The 17203-nt window shown below is 60.0% G+C and carries 17 protein-coding genes and 5 pseudogenes; 9 read left to right on the top strand and 13 right to left on the bottom strand.

The features are described from left to right. Positions 1 to 57: 57 nt before the first annotated feature. The 3 genes and pseudogenes from groL to OKW43_RS38780 form a co-directional block, all read right to left on the bottom strand. A pseudogene (gene groL / locus OKW43_RS38790) lies at positions 58 to 1675 on the bottom strand (chaperonin GroEL). Between the two features lie 229 nt (positions 1676 to 1904). Next, the gene (locus OKW43_RS38785) at positions 1905 to 2087 is read right to left on the bottom strand and encodes a hypothetical protein (protein ID WP_429453926.1); all 183 of its coding nucleotides are present in this window, start codon (positions 2085 to 2087) and stop codon (positions 1905 to 1907) included. A 347-nt stretch (positions 2088 to 2434) separates the two neighbouring features. Further along, a pseudogene (locus tag OKW43_RS38780) lies at positions 2435 to 2635 on the bottom strand (hypothetical protein); the annotation flags it as partial. Between the two features lie 407 nt (positions 2636 to 3042). On the opposite strand from OKW43_RS38780, the pseudogene OKW43_RS38775 reads away from it, so the two are divergent. Next, a pseudogene (locus OKW43_RS38775) lies at positions 3043 to 3258 on the top strand (hypothetical protein); the annotation flags it as partial. On the opposite strand, the gene OKW43_RS38770 reads toward OKW43_RS38775, so the two are convergent. From OKW43_RS38770 to OKW43_RS38755, 4 genes are all read right to left on the bottom strand, one after another. Next, positions 3245 to 3535: a transposase gene (locus OKW43_RS38770; RefSeq protein ID WP_429454756.1), complete on the bottom strand. Its 291-nt coding sequence runs from the start codon at positions 3533 to 3535 to the stop codon at positions 3245 to 3247. The pseudogene OKW43_RS38775 and the gene OKW43_RS38770 sit on opposite strands and share 14 nt — an antisense overlap. Then, positions 3519 to 5432 (bottom strand): SMP-30/gluconolactonase/LRE family protein, encoded by a 1914-nt coding sequence (locus OKW43_RS38765; protein WP_429453924.1) that lies wholly within the window; start codon positions 5430 to 5432, stop codon positions 3519 to 3521. Before OKW43_RS38765 ends, OKW43_RS38770 begins: the two co-directional genes overlap by 17 nt. An 802-nt stretch (positions 5433 to 6234) precedes the next feature. Then, positions 6235 to 6522: a hypothetical protein gene (locus tag OKW43_RS38760; RefSeq protein ID WP_187639548.1), complete on the bottom strand. Its 288-nt coding sequence runs from the start codon at positions 6520 to 6522 to the stop codon at positions 6235 to 6237. A gap of 321 nt (positions 6523 to 6843) precedes the next feature. Then, a complete protein-coding gene (locus OKW43_RS38755) occupies positions 6844 to 7617 on the bottom strand; it encodes a hypothetical protein (protein ID WP_429453922.1) in 774 nt (257 codons plus the stop codon). A gap of 1102 nt (positions 7618 to 8719) precedes the next feature. On the opposite strand from OKW43_RS38755, the gene OKW43_RS38750 reads away from it, so the two are divergent. From OKW43_RS38750 to OKW43_RS38725, 6 genes are all read left to right on the top strand, one after another. Then, complete coding sequence (locus OKW43_RS38750) at positions 8720 to 9145, top strand: hypothetical protein (protein ID WP_429453920.1); 426 nt, start codon at positions 8720 to 8722, stop codon at positions 9143 to 9145. After that, complete coding sequence (locus tag OKW43_RS38745; RefSeq protein ID WP_429453918.1) at positions 9138 to 9347, top strand: phosphatase PAP2 family protein; 210 nt, start codon at positions 9138 to 9140, stop codon at positions 9345 to 9347. Before OKW43_RS38750 ends, OKW43_RS38745 begins: the two co-directional genes overlap by 8 nt. Positions 9348 to 9747: 400 nt before the next feature. Next, positions 9748 to 9951, top strand: a complete 204-nt coding sequence (locus OKW43_RS38740) for a cold-shock protein (protein WP_025527573.1) — start codon at positions 9748 to 9750, stop codon at positions 9949 to 9951. A gap of 190 nt (positions 9952 to 10141) precedes the next feature. After that, complete coding sequence (locus OKW43_RS38735) at positions 10142 to 10372, top strand: hypothetical protein (protein WP_429453916.1); 231 nt, start codon at positions 10142 to 10144, stop codon at positions 10370 to 10372. 205 nt (positions 10373 to 10577) lie between these two features. Further along, a complete protein-coding gene (locus tag OKW43_RS38730) occupies positions 10578 to 10724 on the top strand; it encodes a hypothetical protein (protein WP_429453914.1) in 147 nt (48 codons plus the stop codon). Positions 10725 to 10967: 243 nt separating this feature from the next. Further along, positions 10968 to 11294 carry an H-NS family nucleoid-associated regulatory protein gene (locus OKW43_RS38725; RefSeq protein ID WP_429454755.1) on the top strand — a complete coding sequence of 109 codons (327 nt, stop codon included), beginning with the start codon at positions 10968 to 10970 and terminating at the stop codon, positions 11292 to 11294. A 354-nt stretch (positions 11295 to 11648) separates the two neighbouring features. Here the strand turns inward: OKW43_RS38725 and OKW43_RS38720 are convergent, their stop codons facing one another. From OKW43_RS38720 to OKW43_RS38700, 5 genes and pseudogenes are all read right to left on the bottom strand, one after another. Then, entirely contained in the window at positions 11649 to 11903 is a 255-nt protein-coding gene (locus tag OKW43_RS38720; protein WP_429453912.1) for a hypothetical protein, read from the bottom strand. Between the two features lie 268 nt (positions 11904 to 12171). Next, a pseudogene (locus OKW43_RS38715) lies at positions 12172 to 13202 on the bottom strand (IS1182 family transposase); the annotation flags it as partial. 304 nt (positions 13203 to 13506) lie between these two features. Continuing rightward, positions 13507 to 13821 (bottom strand): hypothetical protein, encoded by a 315-nt coding sequence (locus OKW43_RS38710; RefSeq protein WP_429453910.1) that lies wholly within the window; start codon positions 13819 to 13821, stop codon positions 13507 to 13509. Further along, positions 13818 to 14456, bottom strand: coding sequence for a tetratricopeptide repeat protein (locus tag OKW43_RS38705; protein ID WP_429453908.1), 639 nt, complete (start codon positions 14454 to 14456; stop codon positions 13818 to 13820). The genes OKW43_RS38710 and OKW43_RS38705 overlap by 4 nt, the downstream gene beginning before the upstream one ends. 10 nt (positions 14457 to 14466) lie before the next feature. Next, positions 14467 to 14820 (bottom strand): TIGR00366 family protein, encoded by a 354-nt coding sequence (locus OKW43_RS38700; protein WP_429453906.1) that lies wholly within the window; start codon positions 14818 to 14820, stop codon positions 14467 to 14469. A gap of 236 nt (positions 14821 to 15056) precedes the next feature. Between OKW43_RS38700 and arsH the strand changes: the two genes are divergently transcribed. Continuing rightward, positions 15057 to 15806: an arsenical resistance protein ArsH gene (gene arsH, locus OKW43_RS38695; RefSeq protein ID WP_429453904.1), complete on the top strand. Its 750-nt coding sequence runs from the start codon at positions 15057 to 15059 to the stop codon at positions 15804 to 15806. Positions 15807 to 15809: 3 nt separating this feature from the next. Continuing rightward, a pseudogene (locus OKW43_RS38690) lies at positions 15810 to 16203 on the top strand (MFS transporter); the annotation flags it as partial. A gap of 262 nt (positions 16204 to 16465) precedes the next feature. Here OKW43_RS38690 and OKW43_RS38685 read toward each other — a convergent pair. Next, the gene (locus OKW43_RS38685; RefSeq protein WP_429453902.1) at positions 16466 to 17203 is read right to left on the bottom strand and encodes a TonB family protein; all 738 of its coding nucleotides are present in this window, start codon (positions 17201 to 17203) and stop codon (positions 16466 to 16468) included.

Genomic DNA, 17203 nt, shown 5'->3' with positions numbered 1-17203 from the left:
CGGCCGGCGCGCGCGGCCCAGATATGGCGCCGCGCTCCGCACGCCTGGTCAACCCGTTCAATGCGCCATCTCCGACGGCAGCCCGGGGGATTGCGCTTCCTCCTTCGGCAACTCTGCGATCACCGCGTCGGTCGTGAGAATCAGGCCCGCGACGGAGGTCGCATTCTGCAGTGCCGTGCGCTCGACCTTGGTTGGATCGACCACCCCCATTTCCATCAGATCTCCAAACGTATTCGACGCAGCGTTCCAGCCAAAACTGCCTGGCTGTTCGAGTACCCTGTTCAGCACGACTGACGCCTCTTCGCCTGCATTGATTGCAATCTGGCGCAGCGGCTCCTCCAGTGCGCGCAGCACGGATGCCCGCATCCTGGTCTGGATTCGCACCGCGCAGGTCCCTGATCGCCGCACGGGCACGCAGCAACGCAATGCCACCCCCCGGCACGATCCCCTCATCGACTGCCGCGCGCGTCGCGTGCAGGGCATCCTCCACGCGCGCCTTCCTTTCCTTCATCTCGACCTCGGTGGCCGCGCCCACCTTGATCACCGCGACGCCGCCCGAGAGCCTGGCGATGCGTTCCTGGAGCTTCTCCCTGTCGTAGTCGCTCGTGGCTTCCTCAACCTGGCGCCGCAGGGCCTGGACGCGGGCGTCGACCGCCTTGCGATCGCCTGCGCCGTCGATGAGGGTGGTGGCCTCCTTCTCGACCTCCACCCGTCGGGCCCGGCCGAGATCTTCGAGCGCGACCTTCTCCAGCTGTTTGCCGGTCTCCCCGGAGATCAGCACCCCACCCGTCAAAGTGGCGATGTCCTCAAGCATGGCCTTGCGGCGGTCGCCGAAGCCGGGTGCCTTCACCGCAACCGTCTTCAGGATGCCGCGCAATGCGTTGACCACGAGCGTGGTCAGAGCTTCGCCTTCCACGTCCTCGGCGATGATGAGCAGGGGCTTGCCGGCCTTGGCAACGGCTTCGAGCACGGGCAGCAGGTCGCGAATGGTGCTGATTTTCCTGTCATACACGAGGATGTATGGCTCTTCGAGTACGGCCAGCTGCTTGTCCGGATCCGTCATGAAATAGGCCGAAAGCCAGCCGCGGTCGAACTGCATGCCCTCGACCACTTCCAGTTCGCTTTGCAGTGACCTGCCTTCCTCGATCGTGACTGCGCCGTCCTTGCCGACTTTTTCCATCGCCCCAGCGATGATCCTGCCGATTTCCTCGTCTGCATTGGCCGAAATCGTACCTACCTGCGCGATTTCCCTGCCCGTCGTCACTGCCCGCGAGAATTTCCGGAGTTCGTCGACGATGGCCGCCGTGGCCTGGTCGATACCTCGCTTGAGGTCCATCGGGTTCAGACCCGAGGCCACGTATTTCATGCCTTCCTGAACGATAGCCTGGGCGAGCACCGTAGCCGTCGTCGTACCGTCACCGGCGACGTCGGAAGTCTTCGCGGCGACCTGCCTGATCATCTGCGCGCCCATGTTTTCAAACCTGTCGCGCAGCTCGATGTCCTTCGCGACCGTTACGCCATCCTTTGTAATCGTCGGCGCGCCAAAGCTCTTCTCGAGCACGACGTTCCGCCCGCGCGGGCCGAGCGTGACCTTCACTGCGTCGGCCAGAACATTGACACCCTTGACGATGCCTTGCCGTGCAGAATCATGAAACTTCACGTCTTTGGCTGTCATGGCTTCCTCTCGGTAGATCAGAAAGTAGGATTGCGACGAATGTGCCGGTTCTCTGTGAGTTACCCTTACTTCATGCGCGATCGCCTCTATCGCCGCGTCCGCGCGACACCGATGCGAATGCCACTGCGGCTGGAGCGCACCGTTGTTTCATCACTGGTTGCCCGACGCCTGCGGGAGAGGACGATCGCTGGCATAGCGCCGCCATGCCGAAACCGCAGGCCATGCGCTGCTAATGCCTGCGGGTATGCGTCGACAGCTGGGGGAAACGTCTGCTGCATCGCCGCGATCCGTCCGACAGCACGCGATGGACACGCTCCGCGAGTGGCCGGAAGACGCCGAAAAGGGCGCTGATCTTGCGGTGGAAGCGCTCGGGCAGACGGAACCAGGTCGAGCGCGAATGAAGGTCGCTCATGGCCATCTCCTTCAACGCAGCAAGGAAGAGAACGGGCTTGCGCGCTCCAGTTCGCCTGCCATGCTGCGGGCAAACAAATCGAAACACGCAGTGTGCGACCGGTTCACGATCGGGCACACTGCCTGAGCTGCATATAACTTAATGTTACTTCTGGAAAATTTCAAGCTCCAGCTGACGCACTCGCAGACATCCATTCCGCACCCCACCTTTTCGGATGTGGTTGATTAATTCATGTCAAGCCGTCGCGTCCTGTTCTTCGCGAGCGCCCGTACCGACGGTCTCGTCGTCGTGTGAAGAACCGCCCGGCAGCCCGATGGCCCTTACCTGGACCCGGCCTTCCGGTCGCGTCACTGGATGGGCGGGGCCGTGCCCAACTTTCCGGCGGGCATCCGCTCGTACATGCCGAAGTGCAGATCCACTTCCGTCTGCTCGACCGCCATGACAGTCATGTTGAGCTGGTCCAGCCACAGGCCGGGCACGACCGCGATCGCGGCTTCAAGTTGCGGCGCACAAACCTTGTCCTCGGCCATTGTGGTTCCTTTCGCCACACACCTGCTCGAACAGAAGGTGGACATCCGCGTGATCCAGGTGCTGCTCGGTCACAGGAAGCTCGACTATCTCCCGCGCGGGACTATGTCCAGTGTTTAATCGGAAGCCCAGTGCATTGCGGAGTCGCCGCATGCGCGCTGGACATTAAAATTCTCTTTTGCAGGTCCTGTTGACTGGACCGAGGGACCTTCTTACGAGAACGGCGAAGCGCTCGTCCGCACCGTTAAACATGCAACGACTGAGCACGTCATGGCGCCCCTTGGCGCGTTGGCATGCAGCGGTTCGCGGCCAGAGGAACGATTGCTGGCGTTCCTGAGGAGCTTGCAGGCCCAACCTATGTCCTGCAACGCGTGCCGCCGTGTGCCGCCATGCGGTGGACCTCGCGCGTCTCAGGACATAGTTCCGCGCGGGAGATATGGTTCGTGCCGTGCGCCTTGAAGTACTGGACGCAATCATTCAGGGCATTCCGGTGCGCCGTCTCGGAGAGGTGTCGGAAATTGCTTCAATTGTTTCCTGGCTCGCCGGCAATGAATCCGGCTTTGCAACCGGTGCCGACTTTTGGGGTGCAGTTCACTGTGAAACTGGGCCTTCTGACCACGGAGCCGTGTTCACGAAGATCTGATTTGAAAATCTGAGCCGAATCCGTCGAGCAGTTTTTTGACCTTGGCATCAATGGTTTGCTTGGTCCAGGTGACGAAGCGGCGCCGGTGATACTTGGCGTGCTTCCAGAGGATTTCGATGAGATTCAGTTCGGGGCTGTAGGGCGGCAGATAGAACAGCACCATGCGATGTTCGAAAAACCATCGGTTGATTGTTTCCTGATCGAAGTTGTGAAGGATCGAGGCGTTGCCGAGCACCACTAGCCGCGACGAGCACTGTTGATCAGGGTGTCCAGCGATAAATGATGACGCTGGTCCCGTTGTAGTTGTCCTTCGTGATCACGTACTCCCCGGTCGACCGACGGTACGATCTAAGGCCGTACATCGAATCCACGTCATTGCCGACGTACACGGTGTTGGGGTTGCTGTTGATCAACGTGGTGTCCAGGCTGCCTGTGGTCAGATTGAAGGCATCGATGTTGGGCACGGTGTGTACGTATCCGACGAAGAGATAGTTGCCGGCTGCCGTAATTGACTTGGGATTGGCGCTGGTGAGGTTGACCACCGGATTGGGAACTGTTGTGTTGCCTGCGAGCCAGCCGTGATACACCTCGATCCGCGTTCCGATCGACGTCCAGTCCGTGCTCCCGACAGCTCCCTGTGCCAGGATCATCGTGTCGCTTTCCGGCAGGTAGATGATCCGCGTCAATGGCGTGATCGTGCCTGGAATGGGCGTTGCAATGCCTGCTCCCCAACCCGGCTGACCGTTGGCATCGAAGCCGGTCAGCGGATAGTGCCAGATGGCATTCGTCTTGTCCAAACCGGCCCAGACGTCCCCTTTGCTGTCGAGGCAGAATCCGTCCCTGACCGGTGCGGCCGTATTGAACGCCGTACCGGGAAGCGTGGCGTCCGGTATTGCGATGTAGCCATTCGCAGCATTGAAGTGGAAGAAGTAGAAGGTATCGGGATTCTGGCCGGACGCCACGAGGATCCGGTTGGCGCCGACGGTGGCAAGTTGACCGAAGTGCTCATCCCGTGAGCGATCGTTGATGTTGATGCGTGGATCGGATGGATAGTCGATCGGATCGACCGTGTTCGCTACGAAACTTCCCCCAGCGGAGCCGGTGTAGATGTTGGTACCTCCATAAAAGTATGTGCCGTCAGTACTCGGGTCCGGAGCGGCGACCCCCTCGAAGTTGAGAGACTGAAGCTGCCATTGCAGGTGGCCAAAAATGTTGTAGGAGTGAATGTCGGTGCCGCCGTCGCGGCCGAGATCCCAGCTTCCGCCCCACGGGTTGTTGAGCACGTACAGGTTGCCGGCGGCGTCTTTGCCGATGCCGGTGACTCGGGTAAAACGCTTATCGCCAACCTGGCCTTTGATTCCCGTTGTCGTATCGAGATATCCCCCCTGAATGCCAAATGTACTGACCGGAAATGGAATGCCCAGGATGTTATAGATCTTGATGTTCATGTCGGGGCCCTGGTCGCCGATCATGAGACACCCGGTCGACGAATCGAAATACAGCGAGGACGGTCGAGAGGCGACAGACATCTGGATGGTGTTCACGAGCACGCCGGCCGGATTGAATTCGAGGATCGCACCCGCACTCTTCTGCACAACCCAGATGTTTCCTGCGCTGTCCACCGCGAGCGCGCCAGGGCATGCGACGGCGATATCCTGCCGCCAGACGCCGTCGGTGGTGTAGACGCGGACGCGATTTCCAGGAAAGTCGCTCGCATAAAGGAGCGAACCCGACGTCGCGAGTCCCGTGATTACATCGGCCCGCTGCTCAGTCGTCATCGCGCTGACCGGGATGAGAACGTCGCGAGTTCGGGTGGTTCGGTTGTACCGCGCCACCGTGCCGCTGCCGTAAGTAGTATTAAAATGCAGAGCGGCGAAGATCGAAGTTGCATTACCCGTAATGGCGCTGCCCTGAAAATCGCCGTGACCTCCTATGGACCCCAGGCTTTGGCCGTTCTGGTATATCGCGACACCACCTTCGTTTTCGTCCCACATGGAAGCCGTGTAGATGACGCCCTCGGGCGCTATCCACATGGAGCGCGCGACGCTACCCACGCGGGTAGCGTTGGTCCCAAACGTGTTCGCCACCCAGTCGGTGGTGTACTGCCCCTGGCACTCCGGCGCAAGTGTAGCGATCAGCAGTGCGGCAAGGAACGTGGCATAGATTCGTTTCATGATCGTGGAGCGTGCCCTCCTGAGGCACCGGAATTGGGGGATTGCGCGTTGGCCCATGCCCGCAGCGTTGACGATCTGATGGGCCTTGCGTGGGGACCGACTGACGGTTCCTGTGGCGGCCTTCCGTGTCGTGCTGGCATGCGCGCTATGGGGCTGGAAGATTCTTCGATCGGGAAGGGTCGTCGTCGAAGCGTGCCCGGCGCCGCTCGCCCGTTCGGTGAGCGGCGTTTCGCAGGAAAACGTCCTTGTCTACTCGCCGCTCCGGCAAGTGTCGCGTCTGTCCACCTCAACCCTGCGTTCGAGTGGTATATCGGCGAGGCGCGGAAAAAGTTGAGCTGTTCGCGTTTCCAGTACAGGCAAACGCGCTAGACCACAGCCCAAGCAGCGCTTTCAGCCGGTCCGCAAGGTGGATGAGCGTTCACGTGCCAACTGGCGGTTCGGGGTGGCAAGCGTGGACTGCAAGCGGGTGATTTCTCCCGAGGCGAAGGTGCGGAAAGGGCCGACTACAGAAGTTCGCGGCCGGGGGGCGTCTGACCGGACTCGGTCGGATGCCGCCCTCGGCCATGAGGAGCCGCTCACTCGCACCGTCGCTCGGCTACACTGGCGTCGACTCTACCCGTTGATCACGGACACTCAGGCCCTCCGGAGCGAATGTCGCTTCAGGGTCGAACTGGGATGTTCAAAGTTGCTTTGCCCCTTCACGTAGGCGATAGTTCAGGGGATGGGATGACAGGCGCAAGCCCCGTCAAACAAGGCCTCGTGTCGCTGCTATAGCAAATGTGTAGCAAAGCAACCCCGGCGTTCATCTCGCTGGAGTTTTGGCCGAAATGTCGCTCCGGGATGTCAGCGATTCGTTCTGCCGACCACCGACGCTGGCGTCACGCTCGCAGATCCATGCAAACGCCCACTGCTGGGCAACCTCGATCGCCTCGTCTTCAGTGTCGAACCAGGCGAGATCACGCTCGATGTGCATTTCACTGTCAACATCATCGTCGGGCGAAATGCGGACCAGCCGCGCATGTGCGAAAAATTTCCCAAGGGAGAAATCCGGGGTCGCGTCAATGATCCACCCACGGTATCCGCACTTCATGATTACCTCCGATACTCGGGCTAATCGGGATTGGAAAGGCAAAGCATAGATTCATCCGGTCGTAATCGCTAAACCTCCTTGCTGGGCAGAAGTACGCAGGGCATCCGCGCCTCGGCAACTGGACAGACTTCATCTCGGACTTCAGATACTGTTATAGACCTTCGGCGACCCAGCGGCGATCTCAACTAGTCGAGACAGGCAAGACTCGGCGACAAAGAGCCGTTCGAAGCTTGTAGGCAAAAGCCCGCTCTCGATCGTTCAACGGGCGCGGAGCCTGTAGCCGCCGCCAGTCTTTGGTCGCGAAAATGGTGTTGGTTTTACTCAGTTGCGTCTTAGCTCTGCGTTGTACGCCAGTGCACCATTGGCGACCGCAAACAGGAAGTCGTTGTTCCTGCCATGCCCGTCATCGACGAGGGTAGCCATACCGGTCAGTGTCTGGCTGCCCACGTGCAGGGTCATGCGATAGACATCGACCGTCGGATCGATAATGGACAACGTGCCGGGGAAAATCTGCCCGGCCGCATCCCGGTAAGAGAGATTTCCGTTGGCATCGATACTCAGAGCGGTGAGTGTCCGAGAGATAGAGTAAGCCCCTGTGGTGCGCGGTAGCGTGCCCGACTCCTCAAAGTAGTCCTGATAGAAGCCCAGGAACGAGATCGTGCCGCTGTCATTGGCAGTGGTGTAATTCGCGAATGCGGTGCCGGTACGATCGTCGAACTCTCCAGCGATCTGGAAAGGCTGCACAGGACCCGCACTGGCGGTAAACGGCACCGCCGTGACATCTACCCCATCGCAATTTGTCTGCAAATAGGTCGTGCCGGCACCAGAGAAAAATGATCCGTCCGCGGCGATGTTTGCAGAGATCTGCCCACAGTCGTCGGTGATAAGGCTAAACGCGCCACCAGCTGTCACGATCACGAACATGCCCGTATCGCGGCCCGTCAAGTTCGAGTGCAGATTGCCGTTCCAGATTCCCTCCATGATGCCGGCAACCCCAAACGGCCTTCGGGCGCTGTGATCGTCGTGGCCGCCTCCGCATGCCACCACGCTACTCAGCATCGCGATCGACATTAGCCAAACCCAGAGCTTCTTCATGACTCACCTGCGCGCTTAAACAGACTCGTCAATACTGGCTTACGCCAACGAGGCAGCAGGGTATATTAGGGCAAGCACCGAGATGTCGGCATGCGTCTGCTGATGAGTGACGAGCCGCCATTTGGCAAAGCGACGGCGATCAACGATTCGACAGACGAGCCATCTCCATCCACGTCGCGCAGGATAAGGTCCGCCAGTCGCATGCCTGTCCCTTATATAAGGCGGAAAGCCGCCAGTTCAGCTTTTGTCCCCTGCATGCTACTCGCCTGCTGCATCAGGTCGGCGCATTACTCGGCCGCCGCCATCAGATGCCCGTCCGGGGAGGCGCGACACGGTAAAACCTGCGGGCCGGATCAGGAATGACCAGCCGTTCGGTTTCACGGACGTCCGCGCATAGGCGCATGGCAGGTCGGGGTAATGGCCCTTCCCCCACCCATTGAGGTCATTGATCAGCACGGCCCAGCGGTCGGCCAGCTGATTCACGGTTTCCTGATGAAGCCGTTCGATGGTAACTCCCGTTGAGGTGGTAGCTGGTGTTCTAGCGTAACGGGCGGTGTACTTCCCGGTGTCACATCGGACAAAACGCAGCTTTAGTTTACTGCGCCCTTTTGAAGTCGGGATTTCGACGATTTTCGCGACCGCTCCTTGATTCAACCGATCCGAAGCGTCCGGGTGTTTTAAACGATATGTGCAAGATAAAACTGGCCAGTCGCATGTCGGTCCTCATCGAAGCAGGAAGTCCGGACGGAACTTTCTATGCTGTTCCGCTTACGCGACGCATCGGGTCGTGAAGGCCCCTTCGCCAAGGGGCGCTCTAGTCCCCGGCATCTCCGATTACGCTCCCGCGCAGCGGTTCCCGGAAAAGACAGGCTCGCAGCTTGCTATGGATGCTCGCCGGCAACAGCGTCAAAACATGACACGAACCTCGAATGCAAGAGATGTTGTCGTTGCGGCGGCGTCGCCTGGCGGTCCTGCAGGTCCGCTGATCGGATTCGTCTGGGCGGCGGATCGTCGTTCACGTTTTTGCCTCTTAAGGTAAATAGGGATGTTGGTTCTGCGAACCTTTTGCTACAACCCGGCGCGAGATCAGAAAATGAGATCGATGACTTCTGGAATCAGGGTGACAGGAAGACGGTGTGGAGCCGCCGCGATCGCAGCGTTCGCTTTTTCGGGCGCACATGCCGGCGGAATCGATCACGAAGTCGCACTCGATCAGAGCGGCATATGGAACCGCAACGTTCAGCTCGCACTTGAATACGCCGTGATCGCCACGACGGCGGGGGGAGCTCTGTGGCTTGGGAACGACAACGAACTGGGCCATACATTCTGGCAAACGGCCGATGCCTCGGCGATATCAGCGGTCGCTGCACAAGGTATGAAGTACGCATTCGGTCGCCAGCGGCCCAACGCCGGCCAGGGACCTAACCAATGGTTCAGCGGCGGACAGAGTTTTCCCAGCGGCGAAGTCACCCTTCAGGCGAGTTTCGTAACGCCGTTCATCGTCAACTATGGTCGGCGTGATGCGTGATCCGTGGGTTTGGGCACTCGAGGTGTTGCCGCTCTATGATTCGATCGCACGCGTGAAAAGCCAGGCGCATTGGCAGACCGACGTCCTCGCCGGTTGGGCACTGGGCACGGCGGTAGGATACTTGAGCACGACGTGGCAGACACCCCTGTTCGTGCAGATTCTCCCGCACGGTTTGACGGTAGGCTTCGCGAAGCGGTTCTAGGTCTGATTGCGAAACGGACATGAGTGGTATGCAGGCGGCGGCACGGCGATGTCCCGCCCTCCTTTGAGCAACGCTCCATAAGGTCGACGCGCAGAGTCGCTCGCAACCACCCCTATCTTGCATTACGTACCGGTCATCGCGATGGAATGGCCGTTTGACCTCCAAACATGAAGATTCCACCACGTTGCGTCGAATGACCGTCTAATGAGAGAGGAGCCCATTGCGAAAAGCATTGACAGACCCACTCCGGCACTATATTGTGAACCCAGAAATATTCAAGAAGCTCGATTGCTGATCACCATTTTCCGCCTCTTCTGCGCGGTACTCGCTGTCCTCTCTTCTTCCTTGAAGTTTTTGTCGCTCCGCACCGGAGCTGTTATTTTTATTTCAGGGAATTCTCATGGATACCGGTACTGTCAAGTGGTTCAACGATAGCAAAGGCTTTGGCTTCATTACTCCTGACGCTGGCGGCGACGATCTGTTCGCTCACTTCTCGGAAGTTCGGGGCGACGGCTTCAAGACGCTCGCAGAAAACCAGAAGGTCAGCTACGAGACAAAGCGCGGTCCGAAGGGTATGCAGGCCGCGAACATCTCGCCGCAGTAAGTATTTCAAGGGCCGGTCTACCGGCCCTTTGCTTGTTAGCCTGACTAGCGTCTTCGCGGAGCCATGCGCTCCCGATCTGATCGCCGCGTTTCGACCCGCGCATCATTTGTCTTTTCGACACGATCCGTCTCGCCCCATTTTTTAATTACGTCGCCTGTACGACATGATGTCGTGCGGTCGGTTATCGCTTATGCAAGATAATAAACCTGTTCACCAGTACAACGGTTATTCGATCTCCCCATCCGCTCACCGGTTACCTGACGGCTGGTTTGCTGCAAATCTGCTCCTCACAAGAAGTGACGCCCGCAGTGCTGCGCCAGTCGGCTACAAGTTTGATGCGCTCGACTATTTCGATAGCGAAACACAGGCTGTGGGGCACGCTACGGCATGGGCGCGCGGCTGGGTCGACAGTCGCGGTTAAGTTGGCATGGCCTGCAGCGCACGAGCGGCCATGCGTGGCGCCCCCCGGTTTGATGGAAATCTGTCCCGTCGTGATGCGCGTACCCCTATCGCCGGCCTTCGACCGCCGGATCTCATGTCCCCAAGATGCTGCCTTCCGGTCAGGTGTTGGTGTCGCCGGGAGATCCAGACAAAGCAATCGCCGGCGGGTGGGTGACGCCAGCGTCATGGATCTCGTGGTCGAGCTTCGCAGGCGGCTGGACGGTGCGGACACCCTGCTCGCGCTGAGCGAGCTGCCCATGCGCGTTCAGGCCGCGGCCGGGCTGCTGAAGGAAGCCGCGAAGTCCTACGCGACTGCTGTTCAGCATCTGTAAAGCGTTACCCAGGGCGCAGCTGGAGACGATATTTCACCGAAATGCGAAGCGGCGAGTCTCAAATAACACGTGCTTTCCCTGTTCTTCCGCGCCAGCTGGCTTCAGGCAACCCTTGACGGCGTCTTTCTCACGGTCGGCGCGGATGGTTTCATGGCCCAGTTTCATGTCGCCCCTTTCACCCCTGCACCTCGCCGGCCTCTGATGGACGAGAAGCGCCAACAAAATACTTTACAGGAACGCCTTATGGACGAACGGAAACGGGACAGCATGATTGCGTATCTCCGCCACCGCATGGATGATTTCGGCATCAGCCCCGATGACCTCGCTACCTTCCTGGCGACTAAGCCTGCGGGATCGGAGATGGGTCGCTATCGTAGCGCGGGTGGTGATGCCTGGAGCGGTGAAGGCGAGATGCCTCAATGGCTTAGACAGGCTATTAACGCGGGACAATCAATCGGGCACTTTGAGCTTCCGTGCGGAGCGCTCGCCCAACCGGCAACGCGCACCGGTGCGGACTGGAAAAACGACCCCTTCGCCGGAAGCCCGCTCGCGCGGTCGAGCCACCGCTAGGCAACAGTGTGCGCCTTCTGGTTCCGCCCCGGTGGTCGCTGATCGCTGATGGAACACTCGCCGTCGAATGACCCGGTACGGCCACTATGAATCATCCGCCAGCACCTTGTGACCGTTGAAACAATATGGGTCGCCTCACGACCGGAACTAGCACGTTAAGCGTTCCGAACTGTGATGTTTCGATGGCACTGATTCACCCCTTGGCGACACTCGGCCCAAGCCCGTCAACGCCCGCCTCTCATCAGTTATTGTCCGTCATTCAATACGCGGCCAGCGGGGGCTTATTGGGACGCCGCCAGTGTCAGCGGGTAAATCGAGACGCCGCCTCTACGGTCACCCGTGGGTGCCGCCCTTTCACTCGTTCTGCTCGTCAAGATTTTTACTCGAGGAATTGGACCCTTCGGTATCCGGTTTGGAAGTTTGATCCTTGCCCGACTCGGTTGTTGAAACGTCAAGCTCATCAAGGGCCCTGTCGATTTTTTCGTTGTCGCCTTCATCCAGTGCTCGCTGCGCGGCCTGCTCCGGGGTGAGTTCGTCCGCCCGGCCCGCGTCGCCTGATTGCCCTCTATTTCCGGAATCGTCAGGTTCATCCCTGGTCATTTGCGTCATAGCACCTCCGTTTATAAATAAGGAACCGGTCAGGTCCGACCGTGGATAGGGAGCGCGCATCGAGCGTTCCTGCTACGAGCCGATGTCTGCCAGTTTCGGCCGGAGTTATTCATCCGGCCGAGGCGCCTGATTGGCATAACACCTGATCTCATACACCCGTTGCGGTAAATTTCAAGCTAGATGTCGCCTCAACGATTAAATTCAGGCGGCTTTTTGCTCCTGTTGGTGGTTACGTTTGATGGGTTCGAAGTTGTCCGTCTGATCGGGATTCAGATGGAACGTAGATGAAGTCGCGTTTGGTAAAGAGCCCTTTCTTCCTTGACGCCGAGGTGAGTGGTTTCGGGACATACGTAGTGATCCCGGCCAGTTCACAGGCACGGATATCCGGACCACTGAAGTAGCCGCGGTCAGCCAACACCTTCAGCTTTAGCTTGCCCATCGCGCTCTTCGCAAAACTCGCAATCCTGCAGAGTTGCCCTTGATCGCCCCCGATATTCGTCACCTCGTGTTCCACGATCAGATGGTGCTTCGTATCCACGGCGGTCTGCACGTTGTAGCCGACGGTGCCAGTTCTCTTGCCGCCGCTGGTCATGGAGCGGGAATCCGGGTCAGTCAGCGATAGCTGTCTATCCGGTTGCGTCTTCAGTTGCTCCTTGATTTGCTCGAGCTCGCGCATCCGCTGGCGCAACAGCGCGATCTTCTCGTACTGGTGCACGGTCTTCACATCGAAACCTGCCGGACTAGTCCGGTCTGCGGTTTCAATCATGTCGAGATATCGCTGCACGCTTTCCTCGATCTGCTGCTGACGCTTGTCGATCTTGCCTGCGGTATAGTTCCTGTACAGCTGTTCACAGCCTTGAACTTGCTGCCGTCGATTGCCACCATGTCGCCGGATAACAGCTTCAGTCCGCGACACAGTTCGACGAAACGACGGCATACGTTGCGAATGGCGGGGCCATTGTCGCGGCGAAAGTCGGCGATCGTCTTGAAGTCTGGCGGCAGACGTCCTGTCAGCCGCATCAGCTCGACATTGCGCTGGCATTCGCGCTCAAGACGCCGGCTGGACGGCACCCGGTTCAGATACCCGTAGATATAGATCTTGAGCATCACGCTCTTGTGGTAGGACGGGCTCCCCGTGAGCGCCGGCATAGTACCGTTGAGACCAAGTTCCACAAGGTTCAGTTCGTCGACGAAGGCATCTATGACCCTGACCGGATTGTCCTGCCCGATGTAGTCATCTACGCATTCGGGTAGTAGTGCGACCTGCTTGCGGTCATCGCCTTCAACGAATCGCTTCATGAGTCACCCGGTCTCAGTACGTTGATTCAGTTTAGGTTTGACAGGTCGTATATTCGATCGGCCAACTTGAGACCGCCCGATAATCTCTTGTGTCCCACGTCGTGCAACTTGCATATTGAAGGGCGGCCGGTTGATCCGGCATTGGAACAGACGCCAATCTTCGTTGCACCGACTCGTATGCTTTGACGGGATAGTAGGCCGAACTGCCCGTCAGTTTGCCGCTCTATGCGCAACTCGCAGCATTGTAGTTCGGCGAGCAGGCCCGACGGGGCTGCCACGGTGGCCAAGGTGGTGCGGTGCCCGATCATGTCGACTCTGTGTGACGACGTAAATCACGCGGGCCTGCATGAGAGAGGGATCGGCGAATCATCATCTGCTCGAAAGCGTCCACGATGCGTTGTACGTGACCGTTCTTGTGTTTCAGCGGACCGTCGTCGCGTTCGTAATGCACCAGCATCGTTGCATTGGCTTCGAAGACGAACACGCGGCCGTCCGGCAAGATCGTGAAGTCGATGCCGGCGTAATCGAGCGCGAGCCGTTCGCCGATGTTTCGCGATGGCACGTAAAGCGCGGTCGCCGATCGCGCCACGCGGATCGGCGAGAAACCGGCGCTCTTCATCGCGCTTCCACGCATGCGCCTCCATATCCGCCGAGAAGTAGTGGACCATCCAGTGTGGCGAGATCGCGAGGTGATACGCGAACGGCTCGCCATCGATAAAGATCATCCGGCGGAAGATTAGCGTCTTCTTCGTCGAGGGCGTGATCGATTGCGTATTTAATGCGGCAATTGACCGTACCGGGCAGCAACGCTGCGAACGGCACGTTGCCGGTGCCGCTGCCGCTACAAAGAATCAACACGCGGCGCGTCTCGCCGCCCGTCTGTTCGATGAACACGCGCTGAGACTTGTATGCGCGCTCGCGGCATGCCGCGGCCTCGTGTTCGTCGTCCTGTTCGGCGTAGATCGCCGCCAGGTTCAACCAAGCGACGGCGGTATCGGGATCGATATCGAGCACGAGACGATACCAATGCGCAGCGGCCTCGTAGTCGCCTTTCATGAAATAGCCGGTGGCGACGTCACACAGATTGCGCGTTTGTGCGACGGACGGTTGCGCGGCGAAAGCGTCGAGCATTCGAGCGGCGATCAGATTTGCGAGCGCGGCGAGTTCGTCGCCCGCCGTGCGACAGACGTCGGCCTGCCTACGGTAGAACTCTGGATTGAGCTCGCCCGGTGCGCGGGGTTCTTCGATGGACATGGGATCTCCGTCAGCTCAACACGGGCGCGGCCGGTGTCTGGATGTGCGCGGCGAGGGCGCGTTGCCGGCGCTGCACGCCCAGCACATCGGCGATGGCGTAGCCGGTCGCGAGGATCAGAATCATCTGCAACGCGAGGCCGGGGATGTTGAATGTGCCGCCGTGCAAGGCAGTGGGCATCGTCGGCAGCGATGCACGCGGCGCGAAGAATGTGGCCAGATGGTAGACCACCAGCGTCAAGCCGATTGAAAGCACGGACGGGTTAGGCATGACCTGTTCGAACACATAAATCAGCAATGCTACGAACCTACGGCTCGGCACGGCGTTCTCCGTGATGGCCGACGAATTGCTGTTTCTGTTTTCCATGGCGTGTCTCGTGCAATTGCATGTCGTTATGCAGCTTACGCTGGTGTAGACCATCGGCGCTGCATCGCGGGCACGCCACCGATCCCGAGCATTACAGGTAGGTTGCGTAACCACCACAACGCCGCGCGCGACGCAGCCAACAGAACGTTGGAAATATCGGCGTCAGATCGATATGGCCGAAGCCTCGCAGTCTCAACGCGGCGCGTTCACGAAGGAAGACGGCGAAGTGGTCATTGATGCGGAGGGCAAGCGTGTCCGATCCGGTAACTGATCTCACGACTGACCTTCCGCAGGTTGATCCGGCGCTGTTCCGCGTACCTGATATCCAGCGTCTGCAGGCCACGAAAGCCTCGTCGCATCTGCCCCGTATCCTGCTGCTGTATGGTTCGCTGCGCGAGCGCTCGTTCAGCCGCCTGTTGAGTGAAGAGGCAGCGCGCCTGCTCACGGCGATGGGCGCGGAGGTACGCACGTTCAATCCGAGTGGCCTGCCGCTCCCGGACCATGCGCCCGATACGCATCCCAAAGTGGCTAAGCTGCGCGACTTGGTGCTGTGGTCGGAAGGCATGGTTTGGTGTTCGCCTGAGCGCCACGGCGCGATGACCGGCATCATGAAATCGCGGATCGACTGGATTCCGCTTTCAGCTGGCGCAGTGCGGCCGACGCAGGGCAAAACTCTGGCGGTGATGCAGGTCAGCGGCGGCTCGCAGTCGTTTAACGCCGTTAACCAGATGCGCGTGCTCGGGCGCTGGATGCGGATGCTGACCATCCCGAACCAGTCGTCGGTGGCCAAGGCGTTCATGGAGTTCGATGAAGCTGGCCGCATGAAGCCTTCGGCCTATTTCGATCGCGTCGTGAACGTGATGGAAGAGCTGGTGAAGTACACGTTGCTGACGCGCGATATCGGTCCGTACCTGGTCGATCGCTATAGCGAACGCAAGGAAAGCGCCGAGGAACTGATGAAGCGCGTGAACCAGGCCAGTATCTGACTCATGCAGCTTTCCGCTACTGATCGCACGTCTGAAAGCAATACAGCGACATGGGCGCTGGCGATCGCCCAGCTTGTTGCGTGGGGGGCGGTCTATTACGCGTTTTCGCTTTTTTGTGGTGCCGATGGAGCAAGAGCTTGGATGGAGCCGGGCATCGACGAATGCAGCCCTCTCGCTCGGCCTGCTGGTTTCCGGGCTGGCCGCCGCGTACCCGGTTGGAAGTGGATTGATCACGGGCATGGCCGCACGGTCATGACGGCGGGTTCGCTGCTCGCGTCGGTCATGCTGGTTCTCTGGGTCGCACGCGGGAAGCCTCGTGACGCTCTTTGCGGCATGGGTTGGGCTCGGGGTGGCGATGGCGGCCACGCTCTACAGCGTAATAGCCGGATCAATCAGCTTCGCGATGCGCAGCGCGGACAGCCGATGAAGTTGCCTGGATTGGGATGCTGCCATTTCTGACCCCCACTCTCACCCCTACTGGATGGGTCGATTGTGTCGGTATGAACTGGAAACGGCAAGAAGAAAAACACCCCCCAAAACCTCGCTGCCCTGAGGCTTTGGGAGTGTCCGATGGAACCAGGCAGATTTGCCTGGACCGCAATTGGCGGAGACGGAGTCCGCCAAGTTGACGGTGCCGTTCAATGGACTAACAACGGTCTTCACCCCTTGCTGTCGAGCGTGAAATCGACCCACAGCTGCTCTGGCAGACTCTTGCCCCCAAGCCCATGCGGCGGAGGCGGGCATACGGCGTCGCGAACGGCCGCGAGCGCGGCGTGGTCGAGCAGGCCCATGCCGCTGGACGTCATGACGTGTATGTCGGACGCTGCGCCGTCGCGATAGACGAACCCGACGAGCGTCCGCCCGGTTATCCCTTCCATGCGGGCCGATTCTGGATAGCGCAGCGCCGCTTCGATCGCGGCGCGCAGAGCGGCCTCAAAACTCGCGTCGGGGCGGGCCGAAGCGGGGACGGCTGGCGTGGGACCCGGTGCGGGGGCGGGTTCGGCCGGCGCGGCTCCCGGTGCGGGCATGGTGTCCGGCCCCGTAGCCGGCACGGACGGTGGCGTGACCGGCTGCGGCTTCGGCGGCGCCGCGTGCGCGACGCGCGCCTGATGCACCGCAGGAGCGCGACGCGGCTGCACGGCCGGTTTCGGCATCGGCTTCGACACTGCGCGCGCGGGGATGGGCGCGGGCTTCGGCGCCGGGGCCGCAGGCGACGCTAGCGTGATCGTCATCGGCTCGGGCTGCCTTGGCGCGGAGATGCGCGGATGAATCAGCCACGCGCCGACGCCCGCGAGCAGCAGCGCCTCGACGGCCAGCGCGAGCATGGCCGACACATAGAGCGGCGCGCGCGTGCCGACATCCGGTGCACGCTGTGCGTCGGTCGGCATCGACGACAT

Source organism: Paraburkholderia sp. WC7.3g (assembly GCF_050436345.1).
Lineage (GTDB): Bacteria > Pseudomonadota > Gammaproteobacteria > Burkholderiales > Burkholderiaceae > Paraburkholderia > Paraburkholderia podalyriae.
The sequence above is the reverse complement of the archived record's forward strand: the minus strand, read 5'-3'. Positions and strand labels throughout refer to the sequence as shown.